A 21,324-nucleotide genomic window follows, 5' to 3' on the forward strand; every position below is an offset into this window, starting at 1 on the left:
GCTGGTAGACAAGCGATCTCGAAAGATATTAGTAAATTAATTGATCAGTTAGATAATATTGCTTCACAAACAAACTATAATGGTATTTCACTTTTACAAGCGAGTGCTACAGGTACAGGTACTGCTTCATCACAAACATTCCAAATGGGTGATAAAGCTGCTAATACTATTTCATCTGGAGATAGTGTTCAAGCTAACTCTGTAGGATTAAGTTTAAATGGTCTTGATGGAATGACTAGTGCTGCTGCTGTAAGTCTTGGTGGTATTTCTGCTGCTAATGCGAGACTTCAAATGGTTGAAATTGATCAAGCACTTGATAAACTAAATGGATGGAGAGCTGACTTCGGGTCTACTCAAAATCAATTAGAATCAGCTGTTAGAAACTTAAGTACTCAACAAACTAATATTAAAAATGCTGAGTCTATCATTAGAGATGTTGATTATGCAAAAGAGAGTGCTAACTTTAGTAAACAAAATATTATTGCTCAAGCTGGAACTTATGCTCTAAGTCAAGCTAATAATATGCAACAAAATGTAACTAGATTATTACAATAATCTAAAACGAAAAATTCAAGTCTTATTTTAGACTTGAATTTTCTTCTACTATACTTTCTAAATAATTTTTATATTTTGTAACTAACTCAATAAGTTTGTCTTTCCAAATCTTACTAACTTTTTTCATATTAACTTTATCTTTTTTGTCTTTTATTAACATACAGTATGAAATAAATGGATTAAATGCTAAAGTATATGTTACATATATTTCTTTTAAGTAATTTATATTATTCTTATTACTCATGATATAAATAAAAACTTCATTTGCTAGAATATTTAATTCATTATATGTTTTAAAATCTTTAGAGTTTTCAACTTTTTCTATTATTTTTTTTACAATATCTAAGTGGATATTAATATTTTCTAAGTCTTTTCTACTTAATTTAGAAATAACTATTGAGTCTAAATCATTTAATAATTCTTCTTTTAATAACTCTTTGTTTAGTGATTCTGCATTTTTTGTATCTAAATCTTTAATTTTTAAAGGTATTGTATTATCTATATATGCACCATGATTACTTAGGTTAAATGTGTTAATCGTATTTACCTTCGATTGTCCATTATAAAACCTTAATGAACCATAATATAATCTACTTGTTAATACTTCATCTTGTAAATTACCTTTAACTTTTATAATATCACCTTTAAATGAATAATCTTCAGTTACAGATATATCATTAAGCTTATCTATATCTAGTTTTTTATTATATTTATAATCAGATGAGTGTGTAGAACCTGTATCTTGGTTTAATGCCAAATCTAAACCTAATAAATACATCTCTTTTATATTAGTAAATCTTGATATTATAGAATATGTTAATTCACCTACTGAATTTCCTGTTAGACCTTTATTTCCAAATTGTATAGATGCTAGAACTTCATATAAATAAACATTTGTAATATCAGATAATTTTGTTAATACTTCTTCATTTGTATTAATTGATGCTAAAATAATTGTATCTTTTAATAAATCTTTTAATTTTGGATTAGAGAAAAATTGTATATCTACATAATATTGTGGATCAAGAGTAGTTACAATATCAGGCTTAATATCATTATCATATAATATATTTAATGAAGCAGCCATAGTGATAATTATAAATTTATCTTGATTTTCTTTTACCCATTGTATATTATCACTTAAAGAAGGTCCCGCTCCTAAATATAATATAGGCCTATTCTCAAAAGTTTTTAGTTTTGTATTTTCTTTTAATGCTAATGTTTTATATTTAAAAAAGTTTCTTGATAAATTATAAACTACATTATCTAAATTCATATAGTAATTAAAAGACATTGGATTAACAGATAATACTCTATCAATAATTCTATTAAAATAATTATCTACATGATAATTTGTTGAGAAGAATTTTAAGATAGAGTTATTATAAACATCTATATTATAAAAGTCTAAAAACTTATTCATAAATACATCATCATCATCCATAATTGAGAAAATTACTTGTTTACCATTTACAGCTAAAGAACTATAATCACAAACAAATAATGATAATCTGAATATTTCTAAATTGTTTTCACAAACAAAAAAAGTTTTTGCTTTTATTTTTTTTAAGATTTTAGGGATATGTCTTCCAAGTAAAGTTCCAATAAACATAAATTTATCAATATGACTTATTCGTTTAGCTTCTCTATCAATTGTATAGTTTAATTCTTTTTTAATATTATAGAAATCATTCATAAATTTTTTCCCAGCAACAGAGTAAACTCCCTTGTCACCTTCTATTTCAAATTTACCATCATTTTCATGATTATATAAACCCTGACTTAAAGTGTTTATTGTATTCTTTAAATCATAGTTTGTTTGAATTACTGCTTTATTATTAAACTTCTTAGGATTCTTATCATATAAAAATGTATCTTTTTCATTATCATAAATATCAAAATCACCTGATTCTTTAATATATTCGAGGAAATATCTCTCTTTATATTGTCCATTTCCAATTAAATTACTTAAATTATTAACTCTTATAAATAATTCATTATCAAACTCTGATAAAAATAATAAATTTAGATGGTGCGTATCCATCATTGCTTTATGTAGTTGTTCTTCTGCAGTCATTTCCATAATATCCCTTTGAAAAATATCTATCATTATACAATATTTTATTTAATGTAGGTATAATTATTTTTATGCAAGAAATCCAACAAACAATGATTGAAATATATCAAAAAAATATTTCATATTTTAAACTTAATCATCCTGATATTTTTGAAAAAATTCAACTTTTTGAAAAAATTAATAAAGAGACATATCATATTGACTTTATTGATAATCATTTTGAATTAATCCATAATAATACAAAAACTTATAATTGTGACCCTTTTTATGATGCACAATATAGAGCAAAAAATATATTTAATAATGAGAATATTTTTTCTCTAATAAATACTTCTTCTGAGATTTTAGATTATGGTGATTTTGATGAGACAATAACTAGTTCTAAATATATCAATGAATATATCAATGAATTAAAAAATAAAAAAGATTTTGAATATGATATTAATAAATTTATTTTTATAGGTACACTCTTAGGAATACATCTTAATGATATTGATAAAATAATACAAGCAAAAGCATATTTAATTATTGAACCTAATATAGAAATATTTAGATTATCTCTATTTTTAACAGACTATGAAGAGTTATCTTTAAATAGTAAACTATTTTTTTGTGTAAACTTTAGTGACTCACAATTAAAAAATAGTTTAAATAAATTTTTATCATATAAGTCTATTTATAATAACTTTATTAGATTTGAATTAGCAAGTAAAAATGAACTTGAGTTAATAAGTACTATTTCTGAGTTTTTAACACTTGAAAATAAAATAAGATACCCTTTTTCTGAATATATATATGGCTTAAAAAGAGGTTTTCATTATCTTAATTATTCAAATAATGGTTTTATAAATCTATATTCAAAAAAAGAGTTTTTAAAAGATTTACCTATTTTATTTTTAGCCGCAGGTCCTTCTTTGGATAAATATATAGAGTTTATAAAAAAAGAGCAAGATAGATTTATTATAGTTTGTGCTGCAGCTATTTTAAAACATCTTTATTCCAACGATATTAAACCTGATATAATCATTTCGATTGATGCAGGGAAAAGTACTGTAAAAAATCAATTTGATGTAGAAAAAGAGTTTTATAAAGATGCAATAATTATTGCATCTATTAAAACAGATACAGATATATTCAAAATGATTGATAATTCAAATGTCTTTTTTATACAAACAACTTTAGAATTAGTAAATAAATTTGGTCTTCTTACAGGTGTTACAGTAGGAGATATTGGAATAAAAATATTATTATCACTTGGTGCGAATAATTTATACTTAATAGGTTTAGATGGGGCTATTAACGAAGATACAGGTGAGACTCACTTTTCATCTTATTATTATAAAAAAAATATCCAAAAAGAAGAAGAAAATAGTTATAAAAATCATTTAGTATCTGTTAAAGGTAATTTCAAAGATGAAGTTAAAACTACACTTCTTTATAAAGATATGATTGATTCTATAAATAGTATTGATTCAAAATTAATTGAAAATAGTTCTATTTTTAATCTATCAAATGGAGCATATTTTAATAATACTTCAAAATTAAAACTTATTGATATTAATATACAAAATTTTAAAATAATAGATAAAAATGAAATAAAGAAATCTTTTAAGAATCATCTTAAAACAATAAGTAAAAAAGGTTTTTCTAAACTTGAAGAGAGTGAAAATAAAAAAGAACAAAAAATCATAAAAAAGTTATCTTCAATAAGAGATATAGAAAAAGATTTTTTAAGTATTCAAAACAAATATAATAACTCTTTTGTAATTCAAATTGTAAATGAATATTTTTTATTAACAAACCCTTATAACTACTATGTTAAAGATAAAAAGATCCAAGCAAAGCAGTTAAAAGAGATTATTGAAGAGTTTAAAACTATTTACAAAAGCTAAGATTATTTTTTAGTATATAATCTTAGTTCTGAATGAAAATTATCTTCTGTTTTAAAACCAAAAATTTCTGAATCTTTTGAAACTAATTTATACTCAGGTAAAAAAGTATCATAATCATCTCCTAAAATTGGAGTTTCTACTCCATAAACAGTATTTTCATCTTTTTGCTTTTTCCCCTCTTTTATATTTCTTAATAAAATATATTTAGGGTTTAATTTTCTTACATATTCACAATAGTTATTTACAACATCTGGTTCCATCTCTTGAAATGAAATAAAATTAACAAATAAATCAATTTCACCTTGAAGTTTAGGAATTTGCCATGAACATATATTTAAAGCTTTATACTCTTGTTTTAATTCATTTATATCTAATATCTCTTTTTCTAATAAATCATTATAATCAGCAACATTAGAAGAACCAAAAACCTCTTTTAAATAATAAGATGAAACAAAAGATACTGGTGGAATATCTGCATTTATATAAAAACACTCATTTCGTTCATCACCTAAAAGAATTTCTCCTAATGTACCAAATCCACCACCTATTTCCATTACATTTTTAATATCTTTTGTATCAACATGTTTTTTTATAAAGTTTAGGCCTAATAAATAGTTTAGAAAAGATCTAGAGAAATTTCTATTATCGAAAGTATATTGTTCTACTGGCTTACCTACTTTACTTTCTGATACTTTATTTGTATAAGGAGCAAACTCTTCATTAGTTGCAACTAATGTTCTATAATCACTAAAAGCTTGCATTTTACCTGATAATAATAATTCAAGTTTTGTATTTAATTTAGGGTCAATTACTAACTTATCTAATTCCTCTTTTACATTTGCAAATAATTCTTCATTTTCTAAATATGTTGGATAAGAGTATGTTGGAACAAAAAAACTTCTTGTAGAGTTTAAAGCACGAAATTTTTCAACGCCTTTTTTTTCTAACTCATCAATTATTACTTTAGAACCTTCTTCCCAAAATGGTGTTGGTCTATAAAAATGAGACTGTTCATTCATATCATCTAACATTTTTTTTAATGAGTTTTTATTAAAACTATTCATATCTTTCTCCAATTTTATTTTTCTATATCTTTTAATGATAAAGCTGTTGCAAAACTTAGGTTTTTATTAGCTTTTTTACCTAATATATCTTTTAGGTATTTTGGATGTAATCCATAACCTGGTCTTACACTTCTTATATTATCTTCTGTAAATATTTCATCTTTTTTTATATCTTTACTAACATATAAACTTCTTGAAAAAACTCTACTACTTTTTCTTTTTTGTGTTAAAGAATAATCAACTTTACCTAGAAGTTTTTCAGTCTGCCTAATTTTTAAAATCATATCTTTAAATTCATCTTTTTGCATTGAAAACTGCGCATCAGCACCACCAATACTTCTATCTAAAATAAAATGTTTTTCAATTACTCTTGCACCTAATGTTACTGCAACAATTGGTGCGGTTGCGCCTATTGTATGATCTGAAAAACCAGATATTACACCAAATGTTTCAGCTAAATTTGGTATTGTTAATAAGTTTGCTTCTTCAAGTGGTGCTGGGTATGCACTAGTACATTTTAGAAGAATGATATTTTCATTACCAACACTTTTACAAATATCAACTGCATCTTGTATTTCATCAATAGTTGCAATTCCTGTTGAAATAATTATAGGTTTTTGCTTTTTTGCAGTGTATTCTATTAACTCATAATCTGTTATTTCAAATGAAGCTATTTTATAAGCAGGTGCATTTAAACTCTCAAGCAAATCAACAGCAGTTTTATCAAAAGGTGAAGAGAATATTATAATATCTAACTCTTTAGCATAATCGAAAAGTTCTTTATGCCATTGCCATGGAGTATATGCTTCTTGATATAAATCATATAAATATTTTCCATCCCATAATGTACCTTGAGATATTTTAAAATCATCTGTTTTTGAGTTTAGTGTAATTGTATCGGCTGTATAAGTTTGAAGTTTAACAGCATTTGCACCTATATCTTTAGCTGCTTTTATACTATCCTTAGCAGTTTGTAAACTACCATTATGATTTGCACTTAACTCTGCAATAATAAATGTTTCATTTGAATCAAAATCAAAATTTGCTATTTTCATAATTTCTCCCGCTTTGTATTATTTCTAATGATTCTTTAAATCCATGATTTAAAATTAAATCAAAAATTCCTATATATGAAATAAACTCATTACCAACTTGTTTATAAACTGGGTGTTTATAATTTTGATAAATCACTTTTATACTGTTTTGTTTAAAAAGAATTAAATCTTTATCTAAATACTCTTTTGCATTAAAAGGTGAGTAATACTCTTGTGCATTAATATTTTTACATAAAGTTAAAACTAAATTTGATTTTTTTTCATCAATACTTTCTAAAGATGAGGCTTTAATTAATTCTGTTTTTATACCTAATTTATTGCATATTTTTTCTATAATATTTATATTATAATCACATAAACTATTCGTATTAAAGTTAATAAGTTCTTCAATAAAAGATATATTTTTTTCAAAATATTCACTTTTTTTATACTCTTGATAAATTGTTTTTAAAAGTTTCTTTTTTGCAAAATTAAAAGTTTCATTAATTTTTGTATCTTTTATTAATAAATCAAATTTTGAAGTACTTTTTACAATGGGTATGCTTATTAAGTACTCTTTATTATTAACTTTAATCTTATTTCTTGTTTGCCAACTTTGTTGATTTAACTGAACTGTATCTAAAAAAATAAATTTATCAACACTATTGATTAAATCAAAATATCCAAGCCATGGATTAAAAGTTGGTTGCATTATTGCAATTTTACTCAATCTGTCCCCAAATAGCGATATCAGAATTTAAAATTGTTTCACCATTTTGACAATTTTGATTATCTAAATGATTAATTGAAAAATTAGAAAGATTTAAATATTTTCTTAAAATATCAATTAACTCATACTCTTGATAACAAGTACATAATGCACCCTCTTCTCCAGTAATATCATTTTGCATTAAATAACTATCTTTTGATACTTTTTTACCTAATCCATATCTATAATCTTTTATTGTTCTTGTTCTTAAAAAAAACTTTGCACCTTTTTTAAAAATCTTATTTTCAACACTTAACTCTAAAAATTTAATAAAGTCCTCTTTTGAAATATATGAAATTACATTAGGAATAGTGAAAATATCAACTTCTAGGTTTTTATTAGTCTGTACAAAACTCATCATATCTTCACAATTAAACTCAAAACTACCTTCAGATTGGTAAATATTTTCAAAATTATAATTAGCATTAGCGATATTGTCTTTAGATATATCTACTCCTTGAACATCATAATCATATTGATAGTAAAGTGATAAGTTATTACCATTTGAACAACCAAATTCTAAAACTTTGCCTTTTTTTTCAAAAAGTCTTTCTTTAAAAAAATACTTAATTACATACTCATCAGGATATTTTAATCCTTTAATATCTTTAATTGTCATTTAGAAATTCCTTTACTTTTATATATAAATCTTTTTTAATATCACTTTCAAAAAACAGATCTTTTTCTGCTAAAATTCCTAAAACTGTAAGACCTTTAATATCTCTATTTTTAATTTTTTTTCTCATTTTATCCATTGATTCTATATTGTCTTTAGATAACAAAGGAAATCCATAATTTAAAATTTCAGTTTTTGCAAATTTTACCTTACAATCTTTTTTTAATATATTAAACTTTTTCAATTCAGATATTGCTGTTTTTTTAATATCTTTTTCATTTTTACTATCTTCATTTGAAACTAACATCTCAACACTAATTGGATATAAACCATCTCTTTTAGCGCCTTTACAATAGTTTATATAGTTATCAACTCTAAAAGTTTTATATTTATTATCATAATTATAGAAATAACTTAAGTCAGCAATTTTAAGTTTTTTATCAATCAAAATATTTGTAATTGCAGTTTTAGGAGCTGCTTGAAACTTTAGATTTGAAATTTTTATATCTAATAAGTTCATAAGAGGGACATAACCAGCTGACCAAAAAAGCTGTTTAATATTATTTATTTTGATGTTTTTTAAGTTTATTTGCTTTATTTTATTTTTACTAAGGTTTATATTTTTAACCTCATCATTTAGATAAATTAAAACACCTTTTTCTTCAAGTTTACTTTTTAAAGCCTCTATTACTCTATAAATTCCATACTCTTTTGGATAGTATGCTTTTTTTACCCCTAATATATCAGATGATAATTCTTGTTGTTTTGGATAAGAAAGAACTCTACTTAATTTATCTGTAGGTAATAAATCATGCATTACTTTTTGATTAAATAGTCCAACTCTTGTAAAAGGAGTTAAAAACATTGCCATATAATCCATATTTTTTGGATGAGTATTATATAAAGATTTAAAGGTTGGAACGATTGCTTCTTTTGTGATTTTTTTACCAAATAAAGATTTAGAGTATTCATAAGCACTTGTTTTTTCTAAAGTATCAACTTTTTCAAAATTATTAAAAAAATCTGCTCTTAATTCATCTAAATTTTTTCTATGTCTTAAATCAATAAAAGGTGAATGTTTTTGTAATTTACCATCAAAGAAAATACCTGTTAATGCTCTTTTCTGACCATTTATTGCAGATGATACTTGCCATTTATCTTGTGGCAATAAGTCCCTTAATATATTATCTAACTCTTCAATTCCAGTTTCTAATATATTATGTGCACCATAATCGAACTTACCATATTTACCATAATCAAAACACTTTAATAAACCACCAAGAGTACCTGTTCTTTCAACTAAATGAACTTGATATTTTGAATCTTCTGATAATAAATATGCACTAAGTAAACCTGCAATTCCACCACCTACTACTACTATATTTTCTTTCAAAATATACCCTTTTTGAATAATTGTAATGAATTATATCATCATAGTTTAAAATTTTACTTGTTTGTTATAATACTTTTTATAGTTTACAATAAGGTTTTTAAACTCTTTTTGAACAGTTTTATCAATGAATTTATCTAATACTATATACTTATTCTTTTTTAGGAAATCATACATAAACTCTTGATTTGATGCTGTTTTAATTGCAATAAATGGTAATTTCATATACATAACTTCATTTAAAGTTACACTTGGTGTAATAATTGCAATATCGCTTTTACTCATTTGTTGGGCAATACTATTTGAGTTAATTAATAACTCAATATTTTTTTGTTTACTAATATATTTTTTTAGTTTTTCTAAGTTTTTATTTGCACTAGTTGTAATTACAGAAATCTTTATTTGTTTTTGAAATACTTTTAGAGCTTGTAAAACTTTAATATTTATAAATGAGTGGTCTGTTCCACCAATTGCAAGTAAAACTTTTAACTTTTTATTATCGTTTTTTATTTTCACTTTTGTAGAGTCTAAAAACTCATCTCTTAATAGAGTATATTTAGAACCACATTTTACTTTACAAAATTTTGGAACTAGTTTTTTATATCTTTTTTTAATTGCACATACATTGTGATTTAAGAGTTCATCACAATAGTGTTTTTCATAAGTATCGTCAAAACATAAAAGTTTAATTTTTGTATTCTTTTTGAGTTTTTTTTCATAACTATAATCTATTCTATAACTATCTATTACAACACGATAAGGATTAAGTTTATTTACTAAAGTTCTAAACTCTTTAAGATTATTGCTTTTTAGTGAATGTACTTTAAAACCTTCTTCTTCAATAAGATTTATTCGATTGCCTTCTAGCTTTTCACAAGCAAATAAAACTTTAAAACCTCTTCTTTTATACTTTTTAGCTAATACCAAACATCTACTTATATGACCAAAACCAATACTACTTGAAGAGTCTGCTCTTATTATTATTTTCATTTTTGTTTTATTTTTTCATTTATTTTTAATAACTCTGGTTCTTTTTCTAATAAAGAAATTAATTCATCATACGAAAAATCTAATCTATTATCAAATCTTTTATATATCTCTTTTATTAAAATATAATCCTCTTGTTCATCTAAAGTAAGTCTATATTTACTATGATCATATTTATTTTTATATTCTAATATTTTAAATTCATCTTTTTTTGTTGTATGAATATATGGTGTTACATGCTCTTTTTCATAATCACTTTTCGCATTTAAATAAGCATCTTTTAGTAGTTTAAATCTAAATACTTCGACATCCATACCACGAGGAAAACCACCCTCAAATCCACAAGTAAGATAATCAATATCCAAAGTTTTAAAAGAGTCTATACACTCTTCTAAAATCTTTTCATCTAATAATGGACAATCACTTGTACATCTAACAATAATATCTTCATCATTAGCTTGATATTTTACAGCAGACTCATAATATCTACTTAAGACATTATTTGTATCTCCTCTATAATATTTTACACCAAATGATTTAGCAGTATTTACAATATCCTCTTCACTTCCATCATTTGTTGTTGCAATTATAATATTGTTTTTAAAACTTTTTACTCTTTTTAAAAATACTTCTAAAACAGTAGTACCACATAAAGGAAGCATAACTTTTTTAGGCAATCTTGTACTTGTCATTCTAGCTTGTACAATTAAAAAGAGTTTAGCCATTTAAAATCTCTAATAGTGTTTTTAATACATATTCTTGCTCTTCTTCTAAAAGAGTAGGAAAAATTGGAAGAGATAAAGCTTTTTCATAATAATCTTCCATAATAGGAGTATGTTCATTTCCATATCCCAAATTTTTATAGTAAGGTTGTTTATTTATAGGAATATAGTGATATTGAATAAAGATATTATTTTCTCTTAATTTTAAAAATAGTTCTTTTTTATCAACTTTAAATTTTTTAAAATCAATTTTAATTACATATAAGTGATATGCACTCTCATTTGTAAAAGAGTATAAACTCTCTATATTTGGAATACTTTGAAAAAAGTCATCATATTTCTTTGCTATATGTCTTCTTTTTTCTAAAAAATCATCTAATTTATTTAATTGAGAAAGACCTAAAGCACAAGATATATCTGTTAATCTATAATTAAATCCTAATTCATTCATATCATAATGCCAAGCTCCAATTTGTGAATTGGGAGTTGTACCATGATTTCTTAGTCTTAGAAGTTTTTCATAATACTCTTTATTATTAGTAGTTATTATTCCACCCTCTCCTGTTGTTAGTGTTTTAACAGGATGAAAAGAGAATATTGAGATATCAGAGTTTATACAAGAACCAGCTTTTATATCTTTGTATACTGCACCAATTGAGTGAGCACAATCTTCTAATATTAGAATATTGTATTTTTCTTTTAAGTATTTTAGTTTCTCTTGATTTACTGATTTTCCTGAGAAATGAACTGCATATATAGCTTTTATTGAAGAATCTTTTTTTAATTGTTCTTCACATAAATCTAAATCTATATTTCCATCACTACAAATATCTACAAAAATAGGTTTTGCATTTACATATAAAATCGCATTTGCTGTTGCTAAAAAAGAGTTAGGTGTTGTTAAAACTTTATCGTTTTTTTCTAATAAAAGCATTGATGATAAATGTAATGCAGCTGTACCATTTGATACACATACACAATATTTTGCACCACAATATTTTGCTATTTTTTCTTCGAACTCTTTTGCTTTTGGACCTGTTGTTAAAAAATCTGATTTTAAAACCTCAACAACTGCGTCTATATCCTCTTGTAAAATAGTTTGTTTACCATAAGGAATATTATTCATATTATAAATCTTCTACTAGCTTTAAGAAATCTTCTTCTGTAAGCCATTTATCATTATTACCTGAATTATATTCAAAGCCTTGTTTTACATGAATTCCAACTTCTTTTAATAAATTAGTATCATATTCAACTGGACTTGAGAATTTAATAGTAGGAGCTATTACATAGTGATCATCAAATTCATATGTTAAATGTGAATCATCAGCAGGACACATAATCTCATGTAATTTTTCTCCTGGTCTTATTCCAATATTTTTATGTGGTAGATTTGGAGCTAAAGCTTTTGCTAAATCAACAATTTTTATAGATGGAATTTTAGGAATAAATATCTCTCCACCTTGCATTCTTTCAAAGTTTTTTAGTACAAAATTTACACCATCTTCAAGTGTTATTAAAAATCTTGTCATTTTTTCATCTGTTATAGGTAACTCAGAAGCTCCCTCTTTTATAAGTTTTTGGAAAAATGGAATTACAGAACCTCTTGAGCAAACAACATTTCCATATCTTACAACTGAGAATCTTGTATTTTGTTTTCCTACTAAATTATTTGCTGCAACAAAAAGTTTATCACTTGCAAGTTTAGTAGCTCCATATAAATTAATTGGATTTGCTGCTTTATCTGTTGATAGAGCAATGATTTTTTCTACTTTATTCTCAATGGCAGCATCAATTACATTTTGAGCACCATTAATATTTGTTTTAATACACTCCATAGGGTTATATTCTGCAATTGGTACATGTTTTAGTGCAGCTGCATGAATAACAAAATCAACATCTTTCATAGCTTTTTTTAATCTATCGGCATCTCTTACATCACCAATAAAATATCTCATACACGAATCATTAAAATCTTGTGCCATTTCATACTGTTTTAATTCATCTCTTGAGTAAATTATTATTTTATTTGGTTTATATTTCTGAAGAAGAACCTGTGTATATTTCTTTCCAAAGCTACCAGTTCCTCCAGTTATTAGAATATTTTTTCCATTAAACATAATATAAACCCTTTAATTTTTATTGAATCATTTTGTCGATATTGTAACACAATATATTTTATTAATTACTATAATTCTTATCAATAAAATTATTTATTCCTATATTGAAAAAGTTTTAAGTACTAATTCATTATAATAGATACTATTTATAATAGGATATTTATGGATTTTAAAGACTTTACAAAAAGCTATATTAAAGACCTAAGCTCTCTTTTAGAGGATTTAGATTTAAATGAGTTTGATAAATTTCGTACACTTATAACAAACTGTAAAAGCAATATTTATATCATAGGAAATGGTGGAAGTGCAGCAACAGCTTCACATATGGCAAATGATTTAGCAATAGGATTAAAAAGAAGAGATAATCTAGTTCTAAATGCAATATCTTTAGCTGATAATATTGCCGTTACAAGTGCAATTGCAAATGATATTGGTTATGAAAACATATTTTATATGCAATTAAAAGATATTTTAAAACCAGATGATATTTTAATCGCTATTTCTTGTAGTGGTAATTCTGCTAATATAATTAAAGCAGTCGAATATGCAAATAAACTAGATGCTACCGTTGTAGGATTATCTGGTTTTGATGGTGGATTATTAAAGAAATTATCAACTATAAAACTACATATTAATAGTAAAAAAGATGAGTATGGTCTAGTTGAAGATGCTCATTTAATACTTAATCATATACTATTCTCATATCTTTTAAAGGAAAATAATGGTTGAAACAAAACCTTTAGACACATATTTTTTTAGTGCAAAGAAAGCATTAGAAATAGCAAAACAACAAAATAGAGTTGAAACATCTGTTAAATCTATTGATGCTTTACAACTTTGTTACTATACAGCAGATGAAAAGTTAAGCAATACTCCCAAAAATTGTATTTATGTACCTCTTGAAGATGTATTTAACTATTTTGTAACTACAACTTTTAGATTTCCTAAAGCCATCTCTTTTGAAGATACGGATTTTTCTATGCCAGAACAAGCTGAGTTAAATGGGGCTTTTGGAGAGATTTTGGGTTCAGCACAAGAAGAGAGAAGAAGTTTAATGAAAGTTTATGTAAATGAAATTAAACAAAATGAACCAAACTTTAACGATGAAAAATTAAGAGTTTTCCTCCCTGCTTGTAGAGAAACTACAGTTATGCAATATGTTTCAAAAAATATAGCTGAAGCCTTTGAAGATTTAGGTTGTGAAGTTTTTTATCATATTCAAGATGAATTAGGTGATTGTCATACATTACCACTATTACATAACTTACATAATTTTAATCCTCATATTATTATTAATATCAATCATTTAGATAATACTTTTCTTCACGATAATACTTTTAACTTTTCATGGTTCCAAGATCCTATGCCATTTTTATATAATGGAGAAAAAGTAAAATTAAGACAAAGAGACTATATTTTTACCCTATTTGAGGAGTATAAAGATTTATTAATAAAAAAAGGTGTTAATAAAGAGCATTTATATCCACAATCATTTGCAACTAATCCAAAAATATTTTTTAAAGATGATTCAATTAAAAAAGAGAATAAAATTGTATTTTTAGGTTCTGATTATAATTTTGAAGAAGGACATGATCTTGATAAATATTGTATTGACGATATAAATGAACATATTGAAAACAATACATTATCAGAAGAGTTAATTATTAAATATTCAAAAGAGTATGGTATAAAATATTCACATTTTAAAACATTTTTAATCCCCTCTTTTGTAAGACGAAAAGTTATTCTTTGGTTGTGCTCATTAAAAAATGTTAATATCGAAGTTTATGGTACTGATACTTGGCTAAAAACACCAGAGGTTGTACCTTTTTATAAAGGTTTACTACCTTATGGACCTAAAATGGCAGAAGTTTATAATAGTGCAAAATATGCAATAGCTGCTCATCCATTATATAGATATCAACAAAGAGTTACAGAAATGTCAGCTTGTAATTGTATACCAATTATCTATACTTGTCCCCTAGTTAGTGATGTATTTTTACATGAAGATAATGTTTTATCATTTAGTACACTAGAAGAACTTAAAAATTGTGTAGATAAACTTCCTAAAAAAGATTGTATGCAAATTGCAGAAGATGTATCTTATAAAAAGATGGCTACTACTATTATCAATACAGTAAAAGATGAAATAAAAGGTTAAAAATGTCAGATAAATATAATATTGATAGTCACAAAATGATGTACCATCCAATAAGAGTTGCTAAATGGCTTGAAGCAAAAGATAATTGGTCTTTACAAAAAAGTATTTATCCTATTTATGTAGAAATTACTCCTATTGGTTCATGTAATCATAGATGTACATTTTGTTCTGTTGATTATATTGGATATAAAAGTATTAAGCAAGATGAAAAAGTACTTGAAGCAAGAATTAGAGAAATGGCTAAACTTGGAGTAAAAAGTATTATGTTTGCAGGTGAAGGAGAACCAACTTTATATAAACCTCTACCTCATATTTTAGATGTTTGTAAAGAAGTGGGAATTGATACTTCACTTACTACAAATAGCGTACCTTTTAATGAAACAAATACAGAAAATTTTGTAAAAAACTGTTCTTGGATAAAAGTTAGTATAAATGCAGGAGATAGGGAAACTTATGCAAAAGTTCATAGAACCAAAGAGTCTGATTTTGATAAAGTAGTACAAAACTTAACACTTGCTGCGAAAATTAAAAAAGAGAAATCTTATGATTGTACGGTAGGTTCTCAAATGCTTTTATTACCTGAAAATGAACATACAGCTTTAGATTTAGCAAAAACAATGAGAGATGCAGGAGTTGATTATCTTGTAATTAAACCTTATACTCAAAGTTTATATGGAACTTCTAGAATTTATGAAGGTCTTACATATGAAAATATGATGCACTTAGAAAAAGAGTTAGCAGCACTTGAAACTGACTCTTTTAAAGTTATTTTTAGAGCAAATACAATGAAAAAACTAGAAGAAGAAAAACAGCCTTACTCTAAATGTTACTCTACTCCTTATTTTTGGTCATATATTATGGCTGATGGTTCTGTTTATGGATGTAGTGCTTATTTACAAAATGAAAAGTTTAATTATGGGAATATAAATACTCAAACTTTCCAAGAGATTTGGGAAGGACAAAAAAGAGAAGCTGGGGTAAAGTTTATAAAAGATGAACTTGATATTACTATGTGTAGACGAAACTGTCGTATGGATGAAGTAAATAGATACTTATGGAATCTAAAAAATCCAAATCCACATGTTAATTTTATTTAGGAGTTTTAGATGTTAGACTCAAATGATATTAGACAAAAAACAATTAAACTATCTTGTGATACAGGAGCTGGTCATTTAGCGCCATCTTTATCTACAGTTGAGCTTTTAACAGTAATGTTTAACAAATATTTAAACTATACAGAAAATGAACCGCAAAATGAATCTAGAGATAGGTTTATTATGAGTAAAGGGCATGGAGCTTATGCTTATTATATAATTTTAAATGAATTAGGTTTTTTACCAAAATGGGAACTTGAAAAGTTTAATACTCAAGAAGCTACTATTAAAGGCTGTTTAACAGAAGATAAAAACTATATGATTGAAGCATCAACTGGTTCTTTAGGGCATGGTCTTCCTTTAGCTGTTGGTATGGCACAATCTTTTAAAATCCAAAATAAATCAAATAAAGTAATTTGTATGATTGGTGATGGAGAGATGCAAGAAGGAAGTAACTTTGAGGCTTTAATGCTTGCGTATAGATTTAAGTTAGATAATTTACTTATAATAATTGATGCAAATGATTTACAAGCAATGGGAAGAGTTTGTGATGTTGCCTTAGATAATAATAGATTATCAAAAGTTTTAAGCTCTTTTATTGATGATAACTATTTTGATATTGATGGACATAATGAAGATGAAATATCAAACTGCTTTGATAAATTCTATAATCAAAAAAATGAAAACTTCTCTATAATTTTTGCAAGAACTATTAAAGGAAAAGGTATTGAAATTTTAGAACATTCAGAAAAACATCATTATAGATGCCCTACTTTAGATGGTTATATTTATAAGGAAAACAATGAATAATTTAATATCAAAACAAGAAGTTATGAAAGAACTTTATCCTTATTTTAAAGAAGATGAAACAAAGGTTTTATTAGCAGGAGATATGGGTTTTGCAGTATTAGATAGTTATTTTAATAATCATTCAAATAGAGCTTTTAATACAGGTATTAATGAACAAGCTACTATGAGTATGGCTGCTGGTATGGCAATGACTGGATTAAACCCAATAATCTATTCACAAGTACCGTTTATTACTATGAGAGCATTTGAGCAGTTTAGATATGATGTAAATGAGCATAATTTAAATGTTAAAGTTATTGGTGTTGGTGCTAATAACTATTTTGCACCTTTAGGAAGAAGTCATTGTATGGATGAAGATGATATTACTTTAATTTCTATATTAAAAAATGTTCTAATTTTATCTCCTACAATTGAAACTATAAAAGATGATGTAAAAAAAATGCTTGATTATAATGGTCCTGTTTATATGAGGTCTTTATAGTGAAATTTTTAGTTTTAGGAAGTAATAGTTTTTCAGGTGGTTCTTTTATAAACTACTTATTAGATAATGAAAAAGATGCTAATATTTTTGCAATAAGTAGATCAAAAGAGTATCATCCTTCTTTATTAGCATATAAAAACAATATTTATAAAGAAAAAGTTAAGTTCTTACAACTTGATTTAAATGATGATTTAGACAAAATAGTACAGCTAATTCAAGATCAACAAATAGAATATATTATTAATTTTGCAGCACAAGGAATGGTAGCTCAAAGTTGGGAAAATCCACAACAATGGTTTAATACAAATACATTAAGTTTAGTTAATTTATTAAATAAAATATATAAATTTGATTTTATAAAAAAATTTGTACAAGCTTCAACACCTGAAGTTTACGGACCTTGTAATAATATAAAAGAGTCAATGAACTTTCATCCTTCTTCACCTTATGCTTCATCAAAAGCAAGTGCTGATTTGATTTTACACAGCTATTTTATTACACATGGTTTTCCTATAAATTATACACGTTCATCAAATGTGTATGGTTCTTATCAACAACTTTATAGAATTATTCCAAAAACAGTATTAATGATAAAAAAGAATCAAAAACTTCAACTACATGGTGGTGGAAAAGCTATACGAAGTTTTATTCATATAGATGATGTTAGTTCTGCTACATTAAAAATAGCAAAAGATGCAAAGCCTGGTGAAATTTATCATTTAAGTGATGATAAAACTATTAGTATTTATGACTTAGTAGATTTAATTTGTAAAGAACTAAACAGTAATATTGAAGATAATATTGAAATTATAAAAGATAGAGTTGGTCAAGATAGTTTATATCTAATGAACAATGAAAAACTTTATAAAGATTTTAAAATAAAACCTCAAATAAAACTAAAAGATGGAATAAAAGAAATCATTACTTGGATTGAAGAAAATTATTCTGATTTAAAAGAATTTCCAGATTATTATATACATAAAAGGTAGATTTTCAATGAATATAAACTATGATTTAGCAAATTTTCCAAAAGAAGGTTATGTTGTTCAACACCTAAACAATAGTGATTTCTTAAAAAGATTTAGAGATATAATATTGTCTAAACTAAGAGAAATTACAAAAAATGATGAAATTACTTTAGAAACTTTTCATAAATTTATTATAGATGAAAATGAAAAAATAGATATACAATTTGCTCTAAGTAAAATGATATGGGAAGAAAAACTTCATTTTAAAATTATTGAAGAGAATATTGATTTTTATCATAATCTATTTGGTAAAGATTTGGATATTCAAACAAAAGCACATTTAAGAATTGCAAGACCTAATTGTCGTGAAGATAATATTGGATTTCATAGAGATAGTTTATATGGAAATGGTGCATTTGAAATATCTAATTTTTTTCCTTTAGTTAATCTAGATGAAAAATCAGCCTTACAAATTGAACCTTATTCTCATTCAAGAGGAACTATTCCTTATACTAAAATAGAAAATAAAGATGTTCCAATGGGTAGTATTAAACATCAATTAGGTTACCCTTATGCCCCTAAAATAATAAAAAAAGAGTTTAAAATTGACTCTTATGCTGTTCCTATAAATTTTGGTCAAGTTTTAATACTTGGGCTTGGAACTATTCATGGACAAGATGTAAATACATCTGATATAACTAGATGGAGTATAGATATAAGAGTTAAAAATAGTTTTGCTAATTCTAATGTTAAAGATGGATATTATACAAACTTATCTTCTAGTATTATTAGTGATTATGCAAAAATATATTATGAGGCATGTAATGACTAAATGTAATATTTGTGAGAATGAAATAGAAAATATCTTTACATCAAATCTAAATTTATCTGTAAGTTCTGATAATAAAGTTGTAAATAAAGGTTTTTCTATTTATAAATGCACAAGCTGTTCTCATATTCAAAAAATTGAAAATAAAGATATGCTAACAGTTTATGAAACATATAAAAAAGATGATTTAGTAGATGGCCAAGATCAAATAAAGTTTATAAATGGGAAACCATCATTTAGAACTGATATCTTAATAAAAACTATATTAGATAAACTAGAGAATAAAAAAACATTACTTGATATAGGTACTGGAACAGGTGTTTTTTTACGTTCTTGCAATAATTATTTAACATTAGATATGTCAGCATTTGATGTAAACAGTAGACAAAAAGAGAATATATTAAAGATACCTAATGTAAGTAATTTTTATACAAATTCACTTCAAAACATTACAAATAAATTTGATATTATTAGTATGATTCATGTATTTGAGCATATTCAAAAACCTTTAGAAACATTAAAGATATTAAAAAATATGCTAAATAAAGATGGTGTAATAATTATTCAAGTTCCATCAATTAATCAAAATCCTAATGATATTTTAATATATGACCATTATTCTCATTTTACAAAAAGCACACTTTTTTTAATTCTTAAAAAAGTATTTTCAAATGTAGAGTTTATTAAAACAGATATTAAAAATGAACTTACAGTTTTAATTACAAATGATGATAAAATAAGTTCATTTACTTCAAAAGAAGAGGATTTAGAGTTCTTTTTTCTTAATAGTGTAAATGACTATTTAAGTAATGTAAATGAAGATGTTTTTATATTTGGAACAGCACCTACAAGTACTTATTATGCATCTATTTTAAAAGATAAACCAAATTTTAAAGGTTTTTTGGATGAAGATATGTTAAAAGAGAATAAATTTCATTTAGATAAACAAATATTTCATCCAAAAAATAGAACAAATATTAATTGTTTTATTCCATTAAGTTCAAATATTTCAGATTATATAAAAGAGAAATACAAAGAGATAAACTTTATAACAATAGAAGATATACATAAAAAATAAATTAGAAGGATTACAAATGGGTCAAGAAATAGATTTAATGAAGAACTATCCAAAATCAAAAAGAGATTTAACAAAAAGATTAGAAGAAAAAACACCTCAAGATAGAGCATTAGCAAGAGAGTTTGGAGAAGCATTTTTTGATGGTGAAAGAAGCCATGGTTATGGAGGTTTTTCTTATAATTCAAGATTTTGGGAACCAGTAATTCCTACTTTTAAAGAGTATTATAACTTAGATGAAAATAGCAAAATTTTAGATATTGGTTGTGCAAAAGGTTTTATGTTATACGATTTTGCTAAAGCAATACCTGGAATTACAGTAAAAGGTATTGATATTTCACAGTATGCAATACAAAATGCTAAAGAAGAAGTAAAAGAACACCTTCAAGTTGCAAATGCACTTAAATTACCATTTGAAGATAATAGTTTTGATTTAGTAATTTCTATTACAACATTACATAATCTAAATAAAGAGGATATGAAACAAGCTTTAAGTGAAATTAATAGAGTTACAAAAAAAGATGCATTTATTACACTTGATGCATATAGAGATGATGAAGAGAAAAAAAGAATGGAAGCTTGGAATCTAACAGCTCTTACAATGATGCACACGCAAGAGTGGAAAGAGTTCTTTAAAGAGTGTAATTATAATGGTGATTACTATTGGTTTATTCCATAAA

General features: G+C 25.0%; 21 protein-coding genes. 11 read left to right on the top strand and 10 right to left on the bottom strand.

Annotated features, from left to right (window positions below; genetic code table 11):
* Positions 1–555, top strand: a 555-nt coding sequence (locus ACERKK_RS02530; RefSeq protein WP_373771503.1) for a flagellin, incomplete at its 5' end; no start/stop codon positions are given.
* Between the two features lie 22 nt (positions 556–577).
* Here ACERKK_RS02530 and ACERKK_RS02535 read toward each other — a convergent pair.
* On the bottom strand, positions 578–2,638 hold the full coding sequence (locus tag ACERKK_RS02535) for a 6-hydroxymethylpterin diphosphokinase MptE-like protein (protein ID WP_373771504.1): 2,061 nt from the start codon (positions 2,636–2,638) through the stop codon (positions 578–580).
* A 65-nt stretch (positions 2,639–2,703) separates the two neighbouring features.
* Between ACERKK_RS02535 and ACERKK_RS02540 the strand changes: the two genes are divergently transcribed.
* The gene (locus tag ACERKK_RS02540) at positions 2,704–4,524 is read left to right on the top strand and encodes a 6-hydroxymethylpterin diphosphokinase MptE-like protein (RefSeq protein ID WP_373771505.1); all 1,821 of its coding nucleotides are present in this window, start codon (positions 2,704–2,706) and stop codon (positions 4,522–4,524) included.
* Between the two features lie 2 nt (positions 4,525–4,526).
* Here the strand turns inward: ACERKK_RS02540 and ACERKK_RS02545 are convergent, their stop codons facing one another.
* The 9 genes from ACERKK_RS02545 to pseB are packed head-to-tail and all read right to left on the bottom strand — an operon-like array spanning position 4,527 to position 13,226.
* Positions 4,527–5,588 (bottom strand): putative sugar O-methyltransferase, encoded by a 1,062-nt coding sequence (locus ACERKK_RS02545; protein ID WP_373771506.1) that lies wholly within the window; start codon positions 5,586–5,588, stop codon positions 4,527–4,529.
* A gap of 14 nt (positions 5,589–5,602) precedes the next feature.
* Positions 5,603–6,643 carry a pseudaminic acid synthase gene (pseI, locus tag ACERKK_RS02550; protein ID WP_373771507.1) on the bottom strand — a complete coding sequence of 347 codons (1,041 nt, stop codon included), beginning with the start codon at positions 6,641–6,643 and terminating at the stop codon, positions 5,603–5,605.
* Entirely contained in the window at positions 6,624–7,352 is a 729-nt protein-coding gene (locus ACERKK_RS02555; RefSeq protein ID WP_373771508.1) for a WbqC family protein, read from the bottom strand. Before ACERKK_RS02555 ends, pseI begins: the two co-directional genes overlap by 20 nt.
* On the bottom strand, positions 7,345–8,010 hold the full coding sequence (locus tag ACERKK_RS02560) for a class I SAM-dependent methyltransferase (protein ID WP_373771509.1): 666 nt from the start codon (positions 8,008–8,010) through the stop codon (positions 7,345–7,347). Before ACERKK_RS02560 ends, ACERKK_RS02555 begins: the two co-directional genes overlap by 8 nt.
* Positions 8,000–9,400, bottom strand: coding sequence for an NAD(P)-binding protein (locus ACERKK_RS02565; protein ID WP_373771510.1), 1,401 nt, complete (start codon positions 9,398–9,400; stop codon positions 8,000–8,002). Before ACERKK_RS02565 ends, ACERKK_RS02560 begins: the two co-directional genes overlap by 11 nt.
* Positions 9,401–9,445: 45 nt before the next feature.
* Positions 9,446–10,387: a UDP-2,4-diacetamido-2,4,6-trideoxy-beta-L-altropyranose hydrolase gene (gene pseG, locus ACERKK_RS02570; protein WP_373771511.1), complete on the bottom strand. Its 942-nt coding sequence runs from the start codon at positions 10,385–10,387 to the stop codon at positions 9,446–9,448.
* A complete protein-coding gene (locus ACERKK_RS02575) occupies positions 10,384–11,109 on the bottom strand; it encodes a cytidylyltransferase domain-containing protein (protein ID WP_373771512.1) in 726 nt (241 codons plus the stop codon). Before ACERKK_RS02575 ends, pseG begins: the two co-directional genes overlap by 4 nt.
* Entirely contained in the window at positions 11,102–12,232 is a 1,131-nt protein-coding gene (gene pseC / locus ACERKK_RS02580) for a UDP-4-amino-4,6-dideoxy-N-acetyl-beta-L-altrosamine transaminase (protein ID WP_373771513.1), read from the bottom strand. The genes ACERKK_RS02575 and pseC overlap by 8 nt, the downstream gene beginning before the upstream one ends.
* 1 nt (position 12,233) lies before the next feature.
* Entirely contained in the window at positions 12,234–13,226 is a 993-nt protein-coding gene (gene pseB / locus ACERKK_RS02585) for a UDP-N-acetylglucosamine 4,6-dehydratase (inverting) (RefSeq protein WP_373771514.1), read from the bottom strand.
* 162 nt (positions 13,227–13,388) lie between these two features.
* Between pseB and ACERKK_RS02590 the strand changes: the two genes are divergently transcribed.
* The 9 genes from ACERKK_RS02590 to ACERKK_RS02630 are packed head-to-tail and all read left to right on the top strand — an operon-like array spanning position 13,389 to position 21,323.
* Positions 13,389–13,955 carry an SIS domain-containing protein gene (locus ACERKK_RS02590; RefSeq protein WP_373771515.1) on the top strand — a complete coding sequence of 189 codons (567 nt, stop codon included), beginning with the start codon at positions 13,389–13,391 and terminating at the stop codon, positions 13,953–13,955.
* Entirely contained in the window at positions 13,948–15,387 is a 1,440-nt protein-coding gene (locus tag ACERKK_RS02595) for a hypothetical protein (protein ID WP_373771516.1), read from the top strand. The genes ACERKK_RS02590 and ACERKK_RS02595 overlap by 8 nt, the downstream gene beginning before the upstream one ends.
* Positions 15,388–15,389: 2 nt before the next feature.
* Positions 15,390–16,484, top strand: coding sequence for a radical SAM protein (locus ACERKK_RS02600; RefSeq protein ID WP_373771517.1), 1,095 nt, complete (start codon positions 15,390–15,392; stop codon positions 16,482–16,484).
* 9 nt (positions 16,485–16,493) lie between these two features.
* Complete coding sequence (locus tag ACERKK_RS02605; protein ID WP_373771518.1) at positions 16,494–17,291, top strand: transketolase; 798 nt, start codon at positions 16,494–16,496, stop codon at positions 17,289–17,291.
* Positions 17,284–17,772 carry a transketolase gene (locus ACERKK_RS02610; RefSeq protein WP_373771519.1) on the top strand — a complete coding sequence of 163 codons (489 nt, stop codon included), beginning with the start codon at positions 17,284–17,286 and terminating at the stop codon, positions 17,770–17,772. Before ACERKK_RS02605 ends, ACERKK_RS02610 begins: the two co-directional genes overlap by 8 nt.
* Positions 17,772–18,761 carry a GDP-mannose 4,6-dehydratase gene (locus tag ACERKK_RS02615; protein WP_373771520.1) on the top strand — a complete coding sequence of 330 codons (990 nt, stop codon included), beginning with the start codon at positions 17,772–17,774 and terminating at the stop codon, positions 18,759–18,761. The genes ACERKK_RS02610 and ACERKK_RS02615 overlap by 1 nt, the downstream gene beginning before the upstream one ends.
* A gap of 7 nt (positions 18,762–18,768) precedes the next feature.
* Positions 18,769–19,572 (top strand): hypothetical protein, encoded by an 804-nt coding sequence (locus tag ACERKK_RS02620; RefSeq protein ID WP_373771521.1) that lies wholly within the window; start codon positions 18,769–18,771, stop codon positions 19,570–19,572.
* Positions 19,565–20,647 (top strand): class I SAM-dependent methyltransferase, encoded by a 1,083-nt coding sequence (locus tag ACERKK_RS02625; RefSeq protein WP_373771522.1) that lies wholly within the window; start codon positions 19,565–19,567, stop codon positions 20,645–20,647. Before ACERKK_RS02620 ends, ACERKK_RS02625 begins: the two co-directional genes overlap by 8 nt.
* Before the next feature lie 16 nt (positions 20,648–20,663).
* Positions 20,664–21,323, top strand: a complete 660-nt coding sequence (locus tag ACERKK_RS02630; RefSeq protein ID WP_373771523.1) for a class I SAM-dependent methyltransferase — start codon at positions 20,664–20,666, stop codon at positions 21,321–21,323.
* Position 21,324: the final 1 nt, after the last annotated feature.

The organism is Poseidonibacter sp. (assembly GCF_041821165.1).
Taxonomy (GTDB): Bacteria; Campylobacterota; Campylobacteria; order Campylobacterales; family Arcobacteraceae; genus Poseidonibacter.